The following is an 18,224-nucleotide window of genomic DNA, read 5'->3' as shown; positions in this document are numbered from 1 at the left end:
GAGATGAGCCATGAAGGAGCTGCAGTCGGCGGAGTTCGATGTCGTATCCGTCGTCCTCACTCACTACGACAACCTCCCAGACTTGCACGGGGATTCAGCACAGGGGCCGGGGGCCGCCGAGCTGGAAGCGCAGGCCGTGGGCGCGGCCCTGGCGGAGTTCGGCGGCGTCCCCGTGCCGTGGCCGGTTCTGCCGAGGGAGCGCAACGCGAGTGCGGTCACACGGCGTCTGCAGGAGTGGGCAAACCCCCGTCAGCCTCGTAACACCGTATTGCACTGGGTCGGGCACGGTTGGTCCAACGATCTGCGCGCTTCCATGGCGTTGTTGGAGAGCGATGTGGCTGTGGACGGCAGTGGCCTGACCCCGGAGGTGCTCGCCTCGTTCATCCGTAGACGCGAGCGCAGCCCCCACGCCGGAGACTCATGGGCCATGATTTTGATCGACGGGTGCAGGTCCGCACGCTTCGTCGAGTTCGTGCATTCCTGTCTCCTGCGGGACGACCCGCATGCCGCCGAGCGAGTACTGCTGCTAGGCGCTTCACGAGAGGGCGAAACCCGCCTGGGTGTCTTCTCTCACGCGCTCGAGCTCGCCCTCGGGTCCTTCCGCGGCAGCAACCAGGTGCGTACATGGGACCTCGCTGACCAGTTGCGGCGCCGGCTGCCGAATCCTTATGTTTTTGCGTCCTTCACGAGCGGGCTGCTGATCCGGCGCACACCCGTTGTCACGGGCGCCAACGCGTCGTTGGACGTCTACGAAGACCTCACCGGGTTCATTCGCTCGCTGTCGGCCGACGAACGCCTGCACCTCATTCCCAAGGCGAGTGGGGCAGAACACGGCGACGCGGCTTGGTACTTCGTGGGCAGACAGGCAGAGAAGCGCCGTATCGCGACATGGTTGAAGAAGGAAACGTCAGGGATGCTGGTGGTCACCGGCGAAGGCGGTCAGGGCAAGTCGGCGCTGCTCGGCAACGTCGCCGCCTTGTCACGCCCCAGGCTGCGGCAGCTCCTGGTCCGCGGCAGATACATCGCAGAGCCCGCCCCCGACGAAACACCCCCGGACTACGCGTTCCAGGGGATCGTGCATGCCACCGGTATGGATCGCCGGGGCATTCTGGAAAGTATCGCCAGGGCCGTCGGCTATCCCTCCGAAGCGCTGGCCGCCTTGGGTACGAGCTCACTGGCGGATTCACTCGCTTCGTCCTTGACTGACCGGAGCAGACCCTTCACCTTCCTCGTGGACGCTCTTGACGAAGCAGCCCATCCCCGCGCTGTGGCCGACGTGCTGCGCTGGTTGTCGGGGCTTCCGCGATGCGCCGTGGTGGTAGGCACCAGGCCGGTACAACGCCAGCACTCCCAAGATGCAGTCTCCGGTGACCTGCTGGAGGTGTTGGCTCCGGACGGCCTCCCCGGCGAACGGCTGATCGTACTCGACCGTGATCCTGAGGCCGTTCACCAGTACGTACGGTTGCGCCTGCAGAAGATGCGCACACTTGAACTCTCCGATCAAGCGATAGAGCAGGCAGCCGACGCGATCGCCGCGCAGGAACCAGCCTTTCTAGCGGCCCGGCTCGCTGTTCACGAACTCGTCTCGCGGATCGAAGGGCACCGTGCCGACGTCCTGCCCCAGGTCCTCACAGAAGTGGCCGACACCGGTTTGCAAGACGACGCCCTGTTCACCACAGCTATGAGGCGCGTCATGAGCACCTCCCAGGCCGCACGGCCGCTCCTTCTCGCCCTCGCTCTGAGCGAGGGACGCGGCATGCCGCGGTCAGGAGACGTATGGGCCTCCTCGGCCAGCGGCATATCGGGGGGGCCAGGCGTAAGCGAGCAGGACATTGACAACCTGCTCCGTATCGCAGCCCCGTACGTCCTGATCGACGAGGAGGACGAACAAGCCGTCTACCGGCTCTCCCACGAGGTCTTCCGCAGCCTGATGATCGCTCAATGCCTGGGCGGTGAGACCGAGGCCGCGGTGTCCGCACACCACGCAGACGTGGCCCGTAGTCTGGCGGCAGCCGTACGACAGAGGATGACCGATCCCGATCGACCCCCCGCGGATCTTCTGCCGCCACCCTATGTCCGCAAATACCTCGCCGTCCACGCCGCACACGGTAGGGCGCTCGAAGACATCCTCCTGCACGACCCCAACCTCGTGCTGGCTCTCGACCACCTCTCACTCGCGGAGAACGCGACCAGCCTCGACCCGCAGTCGGCTCAGGCCGTCGTCCTTGCACTGGAAGCCCGGCGTGCAGCCGCACCGCATGACGAGGAACCGCCGCATCACCTCGCACTCGCGGCCATGCGGCTCTGGGCGCGGCGCACCGGTGCGCACCGCCTGGCAGAAGCATGCGCGTCTGCTATGCCGGAATCCGGCTGGGCCCTGGAGCGCGCCCTGTGGAGCGGCATACGCTCACGCGCGCTACACGGGCATACCGCCAGCGTACGCGCGCTCGGCACCGGTACCCTGGGCAATCGACATGTCATCGTTTCCGCAGCCGAGGACAACACCGTGCGGGTGTGGAGCGGTGACGACATCGCCGTGTTCAGTGCACAACGGCCAACGTCCGTCGCCGTGACCCGCACCGAGGGGGAGGAGACGGTCACCGCATTGTGCGACGGGACTCTACGCAGCTGGAATAGAGCCGGTGATGAGCGGATCACAGCAGTTGTGCATCCCGAACGCATCACCGCCTTCACTGTGACGCCGGACGACGCGGACCTGTTGTATGCCACTGCGGCATCCCTAGAGATCCGGCGGACGCACGCGACAAAGAGAGTCGGATGGCACCACGACACGGTCATGGCTCTTTCAGCGGCCGGAGAGCCCGGTGCGGGGATGGTGCTCTCCGGTTCCGCTGACCACAGCGCACGGCTGTGGGACCTGAGGAAAGGCTCCCTGCGGGCTCTTCTCACGTGTCATACAGCCGGCGTCCTCGCTGTCGCCCTAGGCACCACTGCAGGGTGCACGCTAGCCGCCACAGCAGGGGCGGACCTCAAGGTGATCGTCTGGGACACCGAAAACGGCAGTGCGCGGCACGTCCATACCCTGGCGAGCGGCCCAGCGCGGTCCTTGGTCTTCGGGCGGGTCGAGGGCCGAGAGATGCTGATCGCAGGATGTGAAGACAACCGCGTGCACATCTGGAATGCCAACGATGGCACTCCTCGGGGGACCCTGTGCGGACACACAAGTCCGGTGGGTGCCGTGGCAGTCAGCGCGATGGCGGACGGAATCCAGTGTGTCAGCGGGAGCGACGACGGCACCATCCGCCTTTGGGACCTCTATTCCGTGCATACAGATCACAGGTCCGGACTTTCCGGTTCCGTCCGAGCCCTGTGCTGGACAGCGGATGCTGCCGGGGACCCACTCCTAGTCACGGCCGACAGCGAAGCGGAACTGTGGACCTGCAAGCCTGGGACCGCGGCGGCGCCTCTGCAAGCCGGACGCCATCAGTGCGGGGTTCGCGCCGTGTGGTCATACGGCCCCCAGGGCGCCCCAAGTATCCTGCTCCACGGGGAAGACGACGAACTGTGGCTGTGGAACGTTCTTTCGAACGAACGCTCACCCGTACCTCGAACGGGCCAGGCCCGGCTTGTCGCAGCAACCGTTGGCGGTCCTGACAGCACCACCTTGGTGACAGCGGACACCGAGGGCTGGGTCCGCCTGCGCGACCTCGTCGCCGGAAGAGACGTCGGCCAGCAGCACATGCCGACCCCGTGCCGTCTCATCGCCTATCAGGCGGGGCACATCATCGCCCACCACGACGACGATTCCCTCACCTGTTGGCGCCCGAGGGAGGCTGAGCCGGAATGGACAGTCGCCCTGCCCGGCCGGCGTCCCGGGTGCATGACGGTCGGCAAGTGGGGCGAACAGTCGGTGGTGGCGCTTGGGCACGATGACGGCGAAGTCCGGCTGTACGACACCAAGGACGGCCTGTTCGTGGACCGGCGCATGCATGACAGTCCGGTGACTGTGCTGGCCATTCCTGAGGGAAACGGAGAAGCAGCCATTGCAGCCGGCGCCGAGGACGGTCGAGTTTCCCTCTGGTATCCAAGCGGTCGATCGACGATCCTCACGGGCCACGCGGAACCTGTGTACAGCCTCGCTTTCGGCCCAGGCCAGCAGTTGGCAACGGGAGGCGCTTACGGGACCATCGCCATGTGGCGCCACACCCCGTAGTGCTCGGTGTGGCTTCAAGCGGGCCAAACTCAAGGGCAGGGCAGCGCGCAGACGGCGCACCGCCCGGAAGAAGGTGGCAGCAGGAGCGCCACCAACTTCAGCGAATACTTCCAGCAGCGCACTGGCCAGTCTCCGATCGCCTTCCGCGCAACTGTGCGGGTCCGCTCCTCGGAGAGCGGTGGGGGCGATGTGCCTCCCACCGGGCCAGCAGGGCGGTGAGGGTCACCCCTGCGATCGGTGCCACCAGGTAGATCCATAGATGTGACCAGTAAACAGGCTGGTGCGCCCAGACAGCGGGCGGGCAGGGTGGGCGGACCCGCCGGTGAGCGTGCCAAGGGTGACGATCAGGGCAGGGGGGCCGCGGCCATCACGTTGACGACGCCGCGCTGGATTTCTTGTTCCCACCACCAGGTGGCGGACCAGCAGGCTGATTTGTCGGAAGAACGCATTGAACTCGTCCTCTTGGGCGCTGGCAAGACGTGGTGCCTTCCTGCGGGGGCTCGGTTGAGCAGGGCATCCGATCACGCATCCTCCCCTGTCCCCGGCGCCGGTCGAGCATCCACGCCAGCCCCACCGCGACCACGGCGGTAGGACCGTGACGGCGAGGGAGTTTGTCGTCGTGTACACCGTGGCGAGAGCGCCAGCGGATCCGTGCAGGATCGCGATCTGGACTGCCAACCGCGAGTTACCGCTCGCGGGTACCGCGTCGTCCGCGTGGGAGAGCGCCCTGATGAGGGCTGACCGGGCAGGCGCCTCCACCGTCATCGGACCAAATGGGCCGGAGTCTGCGGCGAGGCCGCCAAGGCGGGCGCCCTCCAAGCTTCGATGCGGATGTCCATAAGCAGCGCCACACTCTCGAGCGATGCGCCAGCCGCCGTAAGCAGTGGCGAGGCCTGGCCACACGAACCGATCATTCCGCAGGGCGGGGCGGCCCCGGCCTGATGTCCATGAGTGTTTCGCCTCAGCGTGCGCTCAGGCGACGAAGACGCAGAACGGATGGCCCGCGGGATCGGCGTAGACCCGGAAGGGTTCGTCGGGCCCCTGCTTGTTGTCGGACAGCAGACGGCCGCCGAGGTTCAGCACGCGCTCGTGCTGTGTCTCGAGATCCTCGATCGACGTCACGCTCAGGTCCAAGTGCAGTTGCTGCGGCACCGGGCCGTCGGGCCACGTCGGCCGCGTCAGCCGGTCGACGTGCTGGAAGGCCAGCCGGGGCGCCCCGTCGGGGGTGCGCAGCACCAGCCAGTCCTGCCCCCGTTCGTCGTGCTCACCCGCCTCGGGCGGCTCGTCCCCCGGGCCGTAGACCAGACCGAGCAACGAGCGGTAGAACTCCGCGAGTCCTCGGATGTCGGTGCCGTCGAGCACCACCTGATGCATTTTCAGCGATCCCTGTTCTGACACGTGATCACCTCCGGCAGTCAGTGTGCCCGGTGAGCGCGTTCGAAACGGGGCGGGGCGACCCCGCGTCAGGCTGCCTTGCCGTGCCGCCGGGAACGCCGGGTGGGAGTGTGCCCGCTGCGGGGCGGGCCGGCGTCGTGGACCAGGCGCAGGTGACGTTTGCGGGCGTGGCGGGCCGCCGACGGGCGGGCGGACAGCCGGTCCTCGACGCGGTCCATCACAAACAGCAGCACACCCAGAGCCGGCAGCAGCAGTACGGCGACAGCGATCACAGCCCAGTCCCTCCCGGTCGATGACACCCGGGTTCCCAGGGAGGCCGCGCCGGCGGCGGACAGACGTGAAGGTCTGGTGACGGCGGGGTGTGGACGGCGCCCGGCCCGTCGGCCCGGGGGAGGGGGCATCCAGGGGGCGGCCCGGACCGTCAGGCGTGACGGACCGGGCCGATGTCACCTCAGCCGACCTCCCGCGCGAACGGGACGACGCTGATCCGGTCGATCAGCGGCGCGTAACGGGAGCGGAGCAGCACGCCGGGGAAGGTGTCCGACGCGTAGGAGGTGCCGTCGAAGTTCGGCAGTTCCTCGGAGCGGAAGCCGATCGTGTTCATCCCCTTCTTCAACTGCACCGGGACGGTCAGCTCCCAGAAGTTGTTCTGGTGGAAGCTGTGCGGGAAGCCGACGCGCCGCGCGGCGCCGCCGTTGACGCTGATGTCGGCGTGGCGGGCGAGCGGGTCGGGGTTGTAGTGGGTGGCCTCGGACTGCTCCGGGTTGGAGTAGCGGATGCGCAGCGCGTACAGGCCGGCCTGGTCGGCGGAGACGGTGAACGTCGCGGTGTTGCCGTTGCCGGGAGCCCCGCCGATGCCCGTGATCGCCGTGCCGCCGGTGGCGAGGGAGAGCGGGGCGAGCGTGGCCGAGCCCGCGAGCCGTGCGTCCCCCGCCTCGTAGGTGCGCACCGGCAGCGTGCCCACGGTCGGTGTGACCGTGAGGCGGTCGACCAGGGTCGTGGACGGGCCTCCGGTCACGGTCACCTTGTTGACGCCGCCGGAGAGGGAGACCGCCGCGCTGCTCCGGCCCTTGGCCAGGCGCAGGACGTCGTGGCCGTTGACGGAGAGCCGTGCGCCCGTGCCGCCGAGGGTGTCGACCTGGAGGGTGGCCTCGCGGTCGGCCGGCGAGTAGACCCAGAACGTGGCGCTCTGGCCCTTGGCGACGCGGACCGCGCCCGAGCCGGTGGCCGCCCGCTTCGGAAGGTCGTAGACCGGGCGTGCCCCGCCGGACGGCCAGGCCAGTTCACCCTCGTACACCTGGGTCCCAGCCGAAGCGCGGGGGAGGGAGAGGGTGAGGCGGTCGACGATGGCGTCGCCCCGGGTGGCGCGCTTGCCGTCGGCGCTCTTCGCGGCGAGGGTCAGGGTGTGCTTGCCCTTGGTGAGCTTCACCTGCGTGTCGGTGTGGTCCCAGACGACCCACTTGTAGCCGAGCGGCAGGTGCAGTTCCTGCTCGGTGCCGGCCTTGCCGTCCACACGCAGGAAGACGTTGGTGGGGCCCTGCTCCTTGACCTTGTCGAAGGTGTTGAGGGAGTTGGCGAAGACGCTCAGGTCGTAGGTGCCGTCCTCGGGCACGTCTACGGTGAAGTCGAGCGTGACGTCCGAGCCGGTGCGCAGGCCGCCGACGTCGTAGCCGCCCGAGGTGTAGAACTTCGAGACGTCACGCGGCGAGCCCTCCGGGCCGTTCTTCGACCAGCCGGAGCCCGTGTGCGCGGCGTCCTCCGCCTCGTACGACGTCTGCCAGCGCACGGGCGGGGCCTGTGCGCCCTTCGCTTCCCCGGCAGGACTGAGGACGACCTCGTAGGCCGAGGACTCCTTCAGCTTCGGGAGGACGCCGTCACCGAAGTCGAGGACGACCGTGCCGTCGTCACCGACCTTCAGGTCGGTCTCCGCGAGGAGCTTCGGGCCGGACGAGTCGCCGACCTGCCCGCTCCACTCGATCTCCCGCACCCAGGCGTGCACGTTCTTGCCGAACACCTTCTTCGGCACGCCGGCGAAGGTGATGTGGCCCTTACCGGTGGAGCCGCCGAAGATCAGCCGGGACTGCTTCCTCTTCTCGTCGAGCGTGGCGACGCCCTGCATGGTGTAGTTCTCGCCGGGGAACGGCGGGGTCACCTTCACCGTGTGACCGCTCATAGAGGCGTATGAATTCAGCAGCCACCACTGACCGTTGCCGCGGTTCGACTGCACGGCCGAGTCGGAGAGGTTGCCGTCGATGTTCCAGTACGCGATGTCGGCGTCGACCTTGGACTCCTCGATCGCGGACACCCACTGGATCATCTGGCCGGGCACCGAGGTGTGGTAGTTGAATGCGTACTCGTTGATGTTGACGGGGAGTTGAGTGCCTTCCCTGCTGGTGCCCTTGAACAGGTCCTTCTCCCACGCCCGGTACTGGGCGACGCTCTGGCGCACCGCCTCCGGGTGGCTCAGCTCGTGCCAGGTGATGACGTCCGGGAGCGTGCCCGCGGCCAGGGTGTGGCCGAGGAAGCCCTTTACCTGGTCGTACAGGACGCTGGTGTTGGGCCCGGCGATGCGGGCGCTGGGCATCTTTCCCTTGATGAGCTTGTACGCGTCGTCCCAGGCGGCGAGGAAGTCGTCGGGGTCGTTGAGCCAGCTGACCTTGTTGTAGCTCCACTCGCCGGTGCCGAACATGTTGCCCTCGGGCTCGTTGAACGGCACGAAGACGATGTTGTCCCGGTACTGCTCGGGCAGCTTCAGGACCTGGTCGACCTGCTCGGCGATCTTCTCCTTGTAGAGCTTCAGCTTCTCGGCGGGGGTGTCGCCGGGCCACTGGTACGGGAAACCGCGGTGGATGTCGGTCATGTAGATGTACACGTCACCGTCGGTGGAGTCGGCCAGCGGCTTCACCACCTCCAGGGCGTCGGCACCGGGGTGCTGGGGACCGTCCTGCGCCTTGGTGGAGACCGTGCGCAGGCCCATGCCCTCCATGAGGTTGTTCGTCGGGACGTCCGGGCCGTACACGCCGTAGAGGGTGCCGGAGGCGCCGCCGTGGAACGCGCCGGTGTCCGAGCCGAGGTCGACGGTCAGCTGCCCCTCGCGGAATACGGTGACGGTGGCCTTCACCGAACGCCCGGCGGCGGTTCCGGACACGGTGAAGGTGCCCGGCGCGGCGTATTCGTCGGCGGGGACGGCGTCCCAGGTGACGGGCGTGTCGCGGTCGTATCCGTCGGAGAAGGAGGCGCGGACGGCGGCGGGCAGGGACGGGGCGGTCCCGGTCGTGGTGCGCGCCTCGAAGGACGTCTTCGAGAGCTCCTGGAGGGTGGGCACGGTCCCGACCGTACCGGCGACCTGCTCCGCGCTCAGCGCCGAGTGCCACACGGTGAAGTCGTCGATGGCGCCCTTGAGCAGCGGATCCGGGTAGAAGGACTTGCCTATGTACCCGGCGGTGGTGGCCGAGGCGTCCAGCAGGTCCTTGGCCTTGACGGCGGTCGCGGCGGAGGAGACCGCCACGCCGTCGAGGTAGGTGGTGAGCCGGCCCGCGGAGGTGTCGAGGGTGACGGTGACGGTCCGCCACTCGGCCGAGGGGAGCGGCGCGTAGCCGCGGACCTGCGCCTCCGCGCCCCCACCGCCGGTGGTGACGGACGTCTGGAACAGTCCGCTGCCGTTGTAGGGGGTGCTGAAGAGGTACTTGGTGGTGTTGGTGCCCAGGTCGAAGATCCGCTGCCAGGGCGACTTGTCGCCGCTCCACTTCACGCGTGCGGAGACCGTCAGGTCGGCCGCGTCGCCGACCACGGCACGGGGCAGCCTGACGTACGCGCCGTCGGAGTCGGCCGCGCCGCCGGGCAGGGCGAGGGCCTTGCCTCCGCCGGTGCCCTCGACGGACCGGGCGGTGGAGCCGTTGACCAGGTCTGCCGTCAGCCCGTTGCCTGAACTGTCGGTGATCTTCCCGGACGTCATGTCGTCCTGGTCGAAGGTGTAGCGGGCGGCGGGCCGGGGCGCCTCGGCCGCCTGGGCGGGGGCGGCCGGTGCGGCCAGCAGGCCCGCGCCGAGGGCCAGCGTCACGGCGGCCGGTGCCCGTCGCCGGGCGGATCTGTCAGCGGATGGCATGGATGGCGTCCTCAATCCTTGAGTAGGCGGTCCGGAATCCTTGAGCAGGCGGCTCCGGCCGGCCGGAACCGGCCGGCTGCTCGTACGCGGGGGCTGTCCGTCGAGGAGTGTGCGTGGTGATCGACGTCGAATCGGTTCGATTTCGTGGACTGCGGACACGTCGCCGACCGAGCGATGCGGCAGCTCGTCTCCACAAGGGGAGCGGAAGGAGCGCGGGTTCGCCGGAAGGATCACTTCGTCGAACCGGTTCGCGAAGCTAGCACCGCGGAACGCGGCCAGCAATCCCTCCGGCACAAGGAAGCCCCCGGCTTCCGGACGGATCGGGAAAGTGTGGTGGGGGGTGTTGACAGGTCTTCGGGCAGTTCCTAGCGTCGCTTCACGCGAACCGGTTCGACGACCGGACCGCGCTCCCCGTCCCACCCCTCACCCTCGCGACCGGCACGCACTCCCTCCCATGGGGCGTCGAACCGGTTCGAGCAAGGAGCCGACGTGAACATCGGTGAGATCGCCGAACGGGCCGGTGTCTCGCGGAGCACCGTGTCCTACGCGCTGAGCGGCAAGCGCTCGGTGTCGGAGGAGACCCGTCGCAAGATCCAGCGGGTCATCGACGAGCTGGGGTACCGGCCCAACGCCAGCGCGCGAGCCCTGGCGAACGGGCGGACCAGCACCATCGGCCTGGTCTTCCCGCCGGCGGGCAACCACTACACGGGCATGCAGCTGGACTTCATCGGCAGCGTGGTAGAGGCCGCGGCGGTGCACGACTACGACGTGCTGCTGTCGCCCAGCGGGGTCGACAGCGACCGTTCGTTCCAGCGGCTGCTGGGGGAGCGGAGGGTCGACGGGGCGATCCTGATGGAGATCAGGCTGGAGGACGACCGGGTCGAGCACCTGGCCGAACTGGACTTCCCCTCCGTCGCCATCGGCCGCACCGCGCATCCGGAGAGCGGCTGGTGGGTGAGCCTGGACCACACCGCGCTCGCGGCGGCGTGCGTCCACCACCTCGCCGATCTCGGCCACCGCCGGGTCGCCTTCGTCAACCGGCCCGAACAGCTCCTGTACGCGGGATACGAGTCCGCGCACCGCGGTCTGGACGGCTTCACCAAGGCCGCGGCCGAGCGCGGGCTCACGGTTCGGACGTACTGCTGCGGGGACGACGCCGCGTCCGGTCAGGAGTGCGTGGAGCGGATCCTGCACGACGACCCGGCCACCACCGCTCTGGTCACTCTCAACGAGGCCGCCCTGGGCGGCTTGTACCGCGGGCTCGCCCGGGCGGGCCGTCACGTACCGCGCGACTTCTCCGTGACCGGCATCGTCGCGAGCCGGTGGGCGGAGACCGTCACCCCGCAGCTCACCGCGGCGGACGTGCCGGCCGAGGAGATGGGCCGGCGCGCGGTCGACCTGCTCGTCGAGCGCATCGAGCAGCCCACCGCGCCGGGCCGGCACCACCTGCTCACGCCGCCGATCTCGCTGCGGGCCAGCACCGGACCCGCGACCGGCACCCCCATCCCCTGAGCCCGACCGCACCTCACGCCCTTTCACTCCTCTCCCGCTCCGCCGGGCACCCGACCCCCTCACCCTCGCCGGTCCGGCGTGCCCGCTTCCCTCCCAGTCATCCCCTCCCACGGCACACGTGTGCCAAGAACGAAGGACCCGCCATGCACAGCTCCTCAAGGCGCCGGCTCACCGCGGTGGCCCTGTCGACCGTCGTTGCTGTCACCGGTGCCGCCTGCTCTTCCGGGGCGGGCAGTACCGACACGAAGGGCTCGGACAGCGGCACTTACACCCTCTGGGACCCGTACCCGCAGTTCGCCAAGGGCTCGGCCTGGGTGAAACTGCTGGACGCGTGCGGCGCCGAGGCCGGTGTGAAGATCAAGCGGACCGGCTACGACACCAGCGACCTGGCCAACAAGGCACTGCTGGCCGCCCAGCAGGACAACTCCGCCGACATCCTCATCGTCGACAACCCGGTGGTGTCGACCCTGGCCGAGGCGGGCGTCCTCACCACCACCGACGACAACAAGCTGGACACCTCGAAGGTCGACCCCAACCTGCTCGCCGCCGGCCAGTCCGACGGCAAGACGTACGGCACCCCGATCGGCGCCAACACCCTCGCCCTCTACTACAACAAGAAGATCCTCAAGGAGGCCGGGGTGGACGTCGCCTCGGTCAAGGACTGGACGTCGCTGACGGCCGCGCTGGCGAAGGTGAAAGCGGCGGGCAAGAAGGGCATCACGTTCTCCGCGATCGGCACGGAGGAGGGCAGCTTCCAGTTCCTGCCGTGGTTCTGGGGCGCGGGCGCGCAGCTGACCGAACTGGACTCCGCGCAGGCCGTGGCCGCCCTGTCGCTGTGGAAGGACTGGCTGAAGGAGGGCTACGCCCCCAACTCGGTCATCAACAACACGCAGACCACCAGCTGGCAGGAGTTCGCCGGCGGTGACTACGCCTTCGCCGAGAACGGAACCTGGCAGCTCGCCAACGCGAAGAAGGCCGGCTTCGAGTACGGCGTCCTGCCGATACCAGGAGCCGACGGAGGCAGCGCCGCCGCCCCGACCGGCGGCGAGTTCGTCACCCTCCCCACCCAGGGCGACACCGGCCGCTACGCCACGTCCCAGAAGCTGGCGACCTGCCTGACCAGCACCCAGAACCTGTACGACACCGACACCACCCTGTCCTACGTGGCCCCCACCGGTGAGGTGCAGGCCCAGCAGGTGGCGGCGAACGCCGAGCTGAAGCCCTGGGTCGAGGCGGTCAAGGCGGCCAAGGGGCGGACCAGCGACGACCTGGGCACCAGGTACCCGAAGATCTCGGAACAGCTGTGGAAGGCCGTCCAGTCCGCCCTCAGCGGGGCCAAGTCCCCCAAGGACGCGCTCACTTCGGCGCAGGCCGCGGTGAAGTGACGAGAGCCCGATGAAGCAGACCATCCATCCGCCGGACCACCCGTCCGCGCACGTCCGGAACGGGGCGGCCATCGCCGCCCCGCCCCCGGCCCCCGCGCGCGCCCGGCGCCGCCCGGCCTCCGAGCAGTGGGCCGCCTGGGCGTTCCTCACCCCGGTGACCCTGTACCTGGCCCTCTTCTACGCCTATCCGCTCTACCGCAACCTCGACCTCAGCCTGCGCGACTACACCGTCCGCTCCTTCGTCCAGGGCAACGCGCCCTTCACCGGAATCGAGAACTACCGGACCGTCTTCGACGACCCGACCTTCGCCCCCGCCCTGCTCCACACCGCGCTCTTCACCGCCGTCTGCCTGCTCTTCCAGTACGTCATCGGCCTCGCCCTCGCGGTCTTCTTCACCCAGCACTTCCGGCTGTCGGCGACCCTGCGGGCCCTGTTCCTGGTGCCCTGGCTGCTGCCGCTGATCGTGTCGGCGTCCACCTGGTCGTGGATGCTCAACAGCGAATCGGGCGTCGTCAACGCCGCCCTGCACGCCCTCGGCATCGCGCCGGTCAACTGGCTGACCTCGCCGTCCTGGTCGCTGACCTCGGTGATCATCGCGAACATCTGGATCGGCGTGCCGTTCAACCTGGTCGTGCTCCACAGCGGCCTGCAATCCATCCCCGCGAGCCTGTACGAGGCCGCCGCCCTCGACGGCGCGAACGCCTGGCAGCGGTTCTGGCGCGTCACCTTCCCGCTGCTGCGCCCGGTGTCCGCGATCACCCTCCTCCTCGGCCTGATCTACACGCTCAAGGTCTTCGACATCATCTGGATCATGACCAAGGGCGGCCCGGCCGACGCGTCGACCACCTTCGCAACCTGGTCCTACCAGCTCGGCTTCGGCAACCTCCTGCCCGCCTTCGGACCCGGAGCGGCCGTCGGCAACCTGCTGGTCGTCGCCGCCCTGGTGTTCGGCCTGATCTACCTCAAGGTCCAGCGAAAGCAGGCCCTGTCATGAACCGACGCACCGGCCGCACCTGGTGGAAGACCGCCCTCGGCCTGCTGCTGACCGCGCTCATGCTCTTCCCGGTCTACTGGATGCTCAACGTGTCCCTCACCCCCGACCGGGACATGCGCAAGAGCCCGCCGGACCTCTTCCCCGCACACGGCACACTGGACGGCTACCGCACCGTCCTCGACGAGCAGTTGCCCTACCTCGGCACCAGCCTCGTCATCGGCCTGGGCACCGTCGTCCTGACCGTCGCCCTGTCCGCCCCCGCCGGCTACGCCCTGGCCAAGCTGCGCCCACGCGGCGGCGGCATCCTCAACTTCGTACTGCTGGCCGCCCAGATGATCCCCGGCATCATCATGGCGATGGGCTTCTACGCCATCTACCTCCAGCTCGGCCTGCTCCAGTCCGTCCCCGGCCTGATCGTCGCCGACTCCACGCTGGCCGTCCCCTTCGGCGTGCTCATCTTCACCGCGTTCATGTCCGGCATCCCCGGCGAACTGCTCCAGGCCGCCAAGACCGACGGAGCGGGGGCCCTGCGGACGTTCTGGTCCGTCGTCCTGCCGATGAGCCGCAACGCCGTCGTCACGGTCTCCCTGTTCGCGTTCCTGTGGTCCTGGTCCGACTTCGTCTTCGCCGGCACCCTCGTCAACGGCGGCGCCCACGAGCCGATCACCCTCGGCATCTACCACTACATCGGCAACAACAACCAGGAGTGGAACGCCATCATGGCCACCGCCGTCGTGGCCTCGCTGCCCGCCGCGGTCATCCTCGTCCTCGCCCAGCGCTACGTCGCCGCCGGCGTGACCGCCGGGGCCGTCAAGGACTGACCGCCTCCCCCTCCCCGTCACGACTGAGCCGCCTGACCGTCATGCGGCCGGTGACCCCTGCTCGAGAAACGAGTCAGCTTCATGACCGCCGCCCGATCCGGCCCGGCCTTCTCCGTCCACGACATTCCGTTCAGCACCCAAGGGTCCTGGTTCGACATCTCACCCGTGGTGGCCGAGAAGACCTACGCCGAGGACCTCCACCTCGTCTCGCACCAGAACGGCATGCACGCCGTCCTGCGTCTCGTGCCCCTGGACCCGGCGACGGGCGACCGGACCGATGCCCGCGTCGAGGCCACACCGGGCCTGCTCAGCTGGATCAGCACGGGCGGCCGCGTCGACCTGTCCTACGAGTCGCCCGACACCGTCCGCCTGCGGGGGAGCGGCCTCGGCATCGGCGTCGAGGCGGCCGCGCGGACCCTCACGCCGTTCAGCGGCACGTACTTCTTCCGCGACCCGGCCGCGGACGCCCACGTGTTCACGTCCTACGAGACCGGACGCCGCTACCGCGTCACCGTGCTGTCCGGCACCGTCGCCGCGACCCCCGGCACCCAGATCCTGGGCGGCGGGCACCGCGGCCTCACCATGACCGCGGAGACCGACGGCCACTGGGAGATCGCGATCGAGGAACTCGACACCGCCCGCCCGCCGTACGCGTCCCCGGCGCCGTTCGACGCGATCACCGAAGCCGCACAGACGCGGTTCGCGGACTTCGCCGACCAGGTGGCTCCGTGGCGTTCGTCCGCCACCCCCGCCGCCGAACTCGCCGCCTATGTCCTCTGGTCGGCCACCGTACGGCCCACCGGGCAGGTCACGCGGCCCGCCGTGCTGATGTCCAAGCACTGGATGGACAAGGTGTGGAGCTGGGACCACTGCTTCAACGCGCTGGCCCTCGCCCCGGGGTGCCCGGACCTGGCCCTCGACCAGTTCGCCCTGCCCTTCGACCACCAGGACGACAGCGGCGCCCTGCCCGACTCCGTCACCCACTCCGAAGTCCTCTACAACTTCGTCAAACCGCCCATCCACGGCTGGACCTTCGGCCACCTGCGCCGACGGCTGCCGACACCCCCCGGGCCCGCCGAACTCGCCGAGACCTACGACCGGCTGCGACGCTGGACCGGCTTCTGGCTCACCGCGCGGCGAGCACCCGGCTCCGACCTGCCGCACTATCAGCACGGCAACGACAGCGGGTGGGACAACGCCACCACCTTCGACCCCGAGCGGGTGATCGAATCCGCCGACCTGGCCGCCTTCCTCGTCCTCCAGCTCCACGAACTGGCCGACCTGGCCCAGGTATTGGACAGGCCCGACGAGGTACGCCGGTGGACACGGGCGGCCGAGGAGACGCAGGCGGCGCTGCTCGACCGGCTCTGGGCCACCGACAGGTTCGTGGCCCGGGGCGTCGAGACCGGGGACACCTGGAGCAGCTCCAGCCTCCTCGACCTGATGCCCGTCGTCCTCGGCGAGCACCTGCCCGGCCACGTCAGCAGCACCCTGGCCGACCACATCAAGGCCCACCTCACGCCGTACGGTCTGGCCACCGAACTGCCCACCTCACCGCACTACCTCGCCGACGGCTACTGGCGCGGCCCCATCTGGGCCCCCGCCACCGTCCTCATCGAGGACGGCCTGCGCCGCGCCGGCCACGAGCGCCTCGCGGACGACATCAGCGCCCGCTTCCGCGCCCTGTGCGAAACCCACGGCTTCGCCGAGAACTTCGACGCGCTCACCGGAACGGGCCTGCGCGACCGCGCGTACACCTGGACCGCCAGCAGCTACCTCCTCCTCGCCGAAGCCCACGCACAGCGGGACGGCCGCTGACCGGCCGCCTCCGGGTGTCCGGAGGCGGAGGCGGGGCATACGGGCTTCACCCCCTTGGAGAGGAGCTCGTCTCATGCTCGGCATAGTCGCGGCGGTGTTGTTCTTCGTGGCGTTCCTGATCAACGCGGCAGAACTCGGCACCAACGATGTGTTCTCTTCGACCAACGTCATGCTGCTGGGTCTGATGTGCCTGGCCCTGCAGGTCGCCGGAGTCGGCGGCGGCTGGGCTCGCCGGCGCTGACGCCGGCACCCTGAGGTCCGGTGGCACCCTGCCACCGGACCTGCGGTTCGCCGGCCGTACACCGGCGCCTCCTGGCTGAGCCTAATGCCGGAGGAACCCTCGGACCGACCCCAGTTCACCGACGGTAGCCTCCAGGCGGAACCGGCCGTCCAGGACCGCGCTGCCCACGAGCGTAGACGGCACGCTCTTGGTGACGGAGAAGATGTCGCCTGGTTCGTCGACCGCCCGTCGCCTGTAGGCGTGCTCGGCCACCCTGCGATTGCCGTGCATGACCACCAGGTGCTCAGTGTGCGAGAACCACGATTCTTTCCTGATTCGTGCGTCAGCCACTGCGACGGCCTCATCAACAGTCAACAAGCGCCCCTCCATCCCGTTCGATTGGACGCATAGTCGTCGTGAACCCGACCTGGGCCCAGCCGATTTACGGCGGGGAGATCGTTCGGCCTGGCCATTGACCGGGTAAGGCCGACGAGGTACCCACCACGCGTGCAGCCGCCGACATCCCCCACCCACACGGCCACCACACCTCCGAATTTACGAAAAGATCAGCAGCACTCCAGCCGTAGATCGCTGGTGCGACGTCCGACCGACCGCGCCTACGGGTGCGTGTCCGTGATCGCGATGACCTCGTCGAGGCGGTCGAGGGCGGCCTGCAAGTCGTCGACCTTGGCCTGGATGCGGTCCCGCTCGGCGCGCAGCATGGCTCGTTGCTCGGCGTCGGTGTGCCCGGCGTCCCAGCATGGAAGGAGTTCTGTGATCCTTCGGCTGCTCAGGCCGGCGGCGAACATCTGCTGGAAGAACCGGACCAGGGTGACGGCGTCCTGCCGGTAGAGGCGCTGGCCGGATGGGCTGCGCTCGGAGATGAGCAGCCCCTGCTGCTCGTAGTAGCGCACGGCGCGTACCGAGACGCCGGCACCCCGCGCCACCTCGCCGATGCGGATCAGCCGCTCGGCCGCGGCCTCGGTGACGGTCATGGTGATTCCTCTCCCCCGCCTGATGATCAGCACTTGCCTCTGACGTTGGCGTCAGGTTTTAGCGTACGGGGCATGGACATCAACAACTCAGTCGCCCTTGTCACCGGAGCCAACCGCGGCCTGGGCCGCGCTTTCGCCCAGCGCCTGCTCGAACGGGGCGCCCGCAAGGTCTACGCGACGGCTCGCCGGCCCGAGACCGTGGACCTGCCCGGGGTCGACGTGCTGCCCCTCGACATCGCCGATCCCGCATCCGTGAAGGCCGCAGCCGAGGCTGCCCCGGACGTCTCGCTGCTCATCAACAACGCGGGAATCAGTACGGGGACCGACTTGGTGACCGGCTCGCTGGATGCGGTACGCCACGAGCTGGAGACCAACATGTTCGGCCACTTGGGAATGATCCGGGAGTTCGCGCCGGCGCTCGCCAGGAACGACGGGGGCGCGATCGTCAACGTCCTCTCCGCCATGTCATGGTTCGGGGGCAAGGGCGCCAATGCCTACCACCTGACCAAGGCAGCCGCCTGGGCCATGACCAACGGCGTCCGCCTGGAACTCGCCGAGCAGGGCACACTCGTGACAGCGGTGCACCTCGGCCTGGCCGACACCGACATGGCCGCGGGCTGGCCCGTGGCCAAGATGGCTCCGTCGGACCTGGCCGACGCGGCTCTCGACGGTGTCGAGGCGAACTCCGCCGAGGTCCTCGCCGACCAGTGGAGTCGGGACGTCAAGTCCCGGCTGCCGCTGACGCCGGAAGAATTCAACGCCGCGATGGACCGGGCCCTGGCGGCGCTGACGGCGGCATGAGGGC

At 69.0% G+C, this 18,224-nt stretch carries 13 protein-coding genes and 1 pseudogene; 9 read left to right on the top strand and 5 right to left on the bottom strand.

All coding sequences use genetic code 11. The features are described 5' to 3' along the window. Window positions 1–10: 10 nt before the first annotated feature. Complete coding sequence (locus OO68_RS14905; RefSeq protein ID WP_033308830.1) at window positions 11–4,174, top strand: AAA family ATPase; 4,164 nt, start codon at window positions 11–13, stop codon at window positions 4,172–4,174. A gap of 755 nt (window positions 4,175–4,929) precedes the next feature. Beyond that, window positions 4,930–5,094, top strand: a pseudogene (locus OO68_RS47150) (IS5/IS1182 family transposase); the annotation flags it as partial. A 52-nt stretch (window positions 5,095–5,146) separates the two neighbouring features. On the opposite strand, the gene OO68_RS14900 reads toward OO68_RS47150, so the two are convergent. The 3 genes from OO68_RS14900 to OO68_RS14890 form a co-directional block, all read right to left on the bottom strand. Beyond that, window positions 5,147–5,548: a VOC family protein gene (locus tag OO68_RS14900; RefSeq protein WP_033308829.1), complete on the bottom strand. Its 402-nt coding sequence runs from the start codon at window positions 5,546–5,548 to the stop codon at window positions 5,147–5,149. 89 nt (window positions 5,549–5,637) lie between these two features. Beyond that, window positions 5,638–5,841 (bottom strand): hypothetical protein, encoded by a 204-nt coding sequence (locus OO68_RS14895; protein ID WP_033308828.1) that lies wholly within the window; start codon window positions 5,839–5,841, stop codon window positions 5,638–5,640. Between the two features lie 179 nt (window positions 5,842–6,020). Further along, complete coding sequence (locus OO68_RS14890; protein WP_051814635.1) at window positions 6,021–9,674, bottom strand: LamG-like jellyroll fold domain-containing protein; 3,654 nt, start codon at window positions 9,672–9,674, stop codon at window positions 6,021–6,023. 489 nt (window positions 9,675–10,163) lie between these two features. Between OO68_RS14890 and OO68_RS14885 the strand changes: the two genes are divergently transcribed. The 6 genes from OO68_RS14885 to OO68_RS46790 all read left to right on the top strand — a co-directional run bounded on the left by OO68_RS14885 (window position 10,164) and on the right by OO68_RS46790 (window position 16,445). Then, window positions 10,164–11,186, top strand: coding sequence for a LacI family DNA-binding transcriptional regulator (locus OO68_RS14885; RefSeq protein WP_033308826.1), 1,023 nt, complete (start codon window positions 10,164–10,166; stop codon window positions 11,184–11,186). A gap of 143 nt (window positions 11,187–11,329) precedes the next feature. After that, entirely contained in the window at window positions 11,330–12,571 is a 1,242-nt protein-coding gene (locus OO68_RS14880) for a sugar ABC transporter substrate-binding protein (protein WP_033308825.1), read from the top strand. 10 nt (window positions 12,572–12,581) lie between these two features. Then, window positions 12,582–13,565, top strand: a complete 984-nt coding sequence (locus OO68_RS14875) for a carbohydrate ABC transporter permease (RefSeq protein WP_033308824.1) — start codon at window positions 12,582–12,584, stop codon at window positions 13,563–13,565. Next, complete coding sequence (locus tag OO68_RS14870) at window positions 13,562–14,386, top strand: carbohydrate ABC transporter permease (RefSeq protein ID WP_033308823.1); 825 nt, start codon at window positions 13,562–13,564, stop codon at window positions 14,384–14,386. Before OO68_RS14875 ends, OO68_RS14870 begins: the two co-directional genes overlap by 4 nt. A gap of 81 nt (window positions 14,387–14,467) precedes the next feature. Beyond that, complete coding sequence (locus tag OO68_RS14865; RefSeq protein ID WP_033308822.1) at window positions 14,468–16,204, top strand: MGH1-like glycoside hydrolase domain-containing protein; 1,737 nt, start codon at window positions 14,468–14,470, stop codon at window positions 16,202–16,204. Between the two features lie 73 nt (window positions 16,205–16,277). Then, entirely contained in the window at window positions 16,278–16,445 is a 168-nt protein-coding gene (locus OO68_RS46790; RefSeq protein ID WP_167345892.1) for a hypothetical protein, read from the top strand. Between the two features lie 81 nt (window positions 16,446–16,526). Here OO68_RS46790 and OO68_RS14860 read toward each other — a convergent pair whose 3' ends face one another. Both OO68_RS14860 and OO68_RS14855 read right to left on the bottom strand, forming a co-directional pair. After that, window positions 16,527–16,775, bottom strand: coding sequence for a serine hydrolase (locus tag OO68_RS14860; RefSeq protein ID WP_157852713.1), 249 nt, complete (start codon window positions 16,773–16,775; stop codon window positions 16,527–16,529). Between the two features lie 266 nt (window positions 16,776–17,041). Then, a complete protein-coding gene (locus OO68_RS14855; protein WP_033308820.1) occupies window positions 17,042–17,419 on the bottom strand; it encodes a MerR family transcriptional regulator in 378 nt (125 codons plus the stop codon). 72 nt (window positions 17,420–17,491) lie between these two features. On the opposite strand from OO68_RS14855, the gene OO68_RS14850 reads away from it, so the two are divergent. After that, window positions 17,492–18,220, top strand: coding sequence for an SDR family oxidoreductase (locus OO68_RS14850; RefSeq protein WP_033308819.1), 729 nt, complete (start codon window positions 17,492–17,494; stop codon window positions 18,218–18,220). Window positions 18,221–18,224: the final 4 nt, after the last annotated feature.

Origin of the sequence: Streptomyces iakyrus, assembly GCF_000717055.1 — a bacterium.
In the GTDB taxonomy this organism is placed as follows: Bacteria; Actinomycetota; Actinomycetes; order Streptomycetales; family Streptomycetaceae; genus Streptomyces; species Streptomyces iakyrus.
The sequence above is the reverse complement of the archived record's forward strand: the minus strand, read 5'-3'. Positions and strand labels throughout refer to the sequence as shown.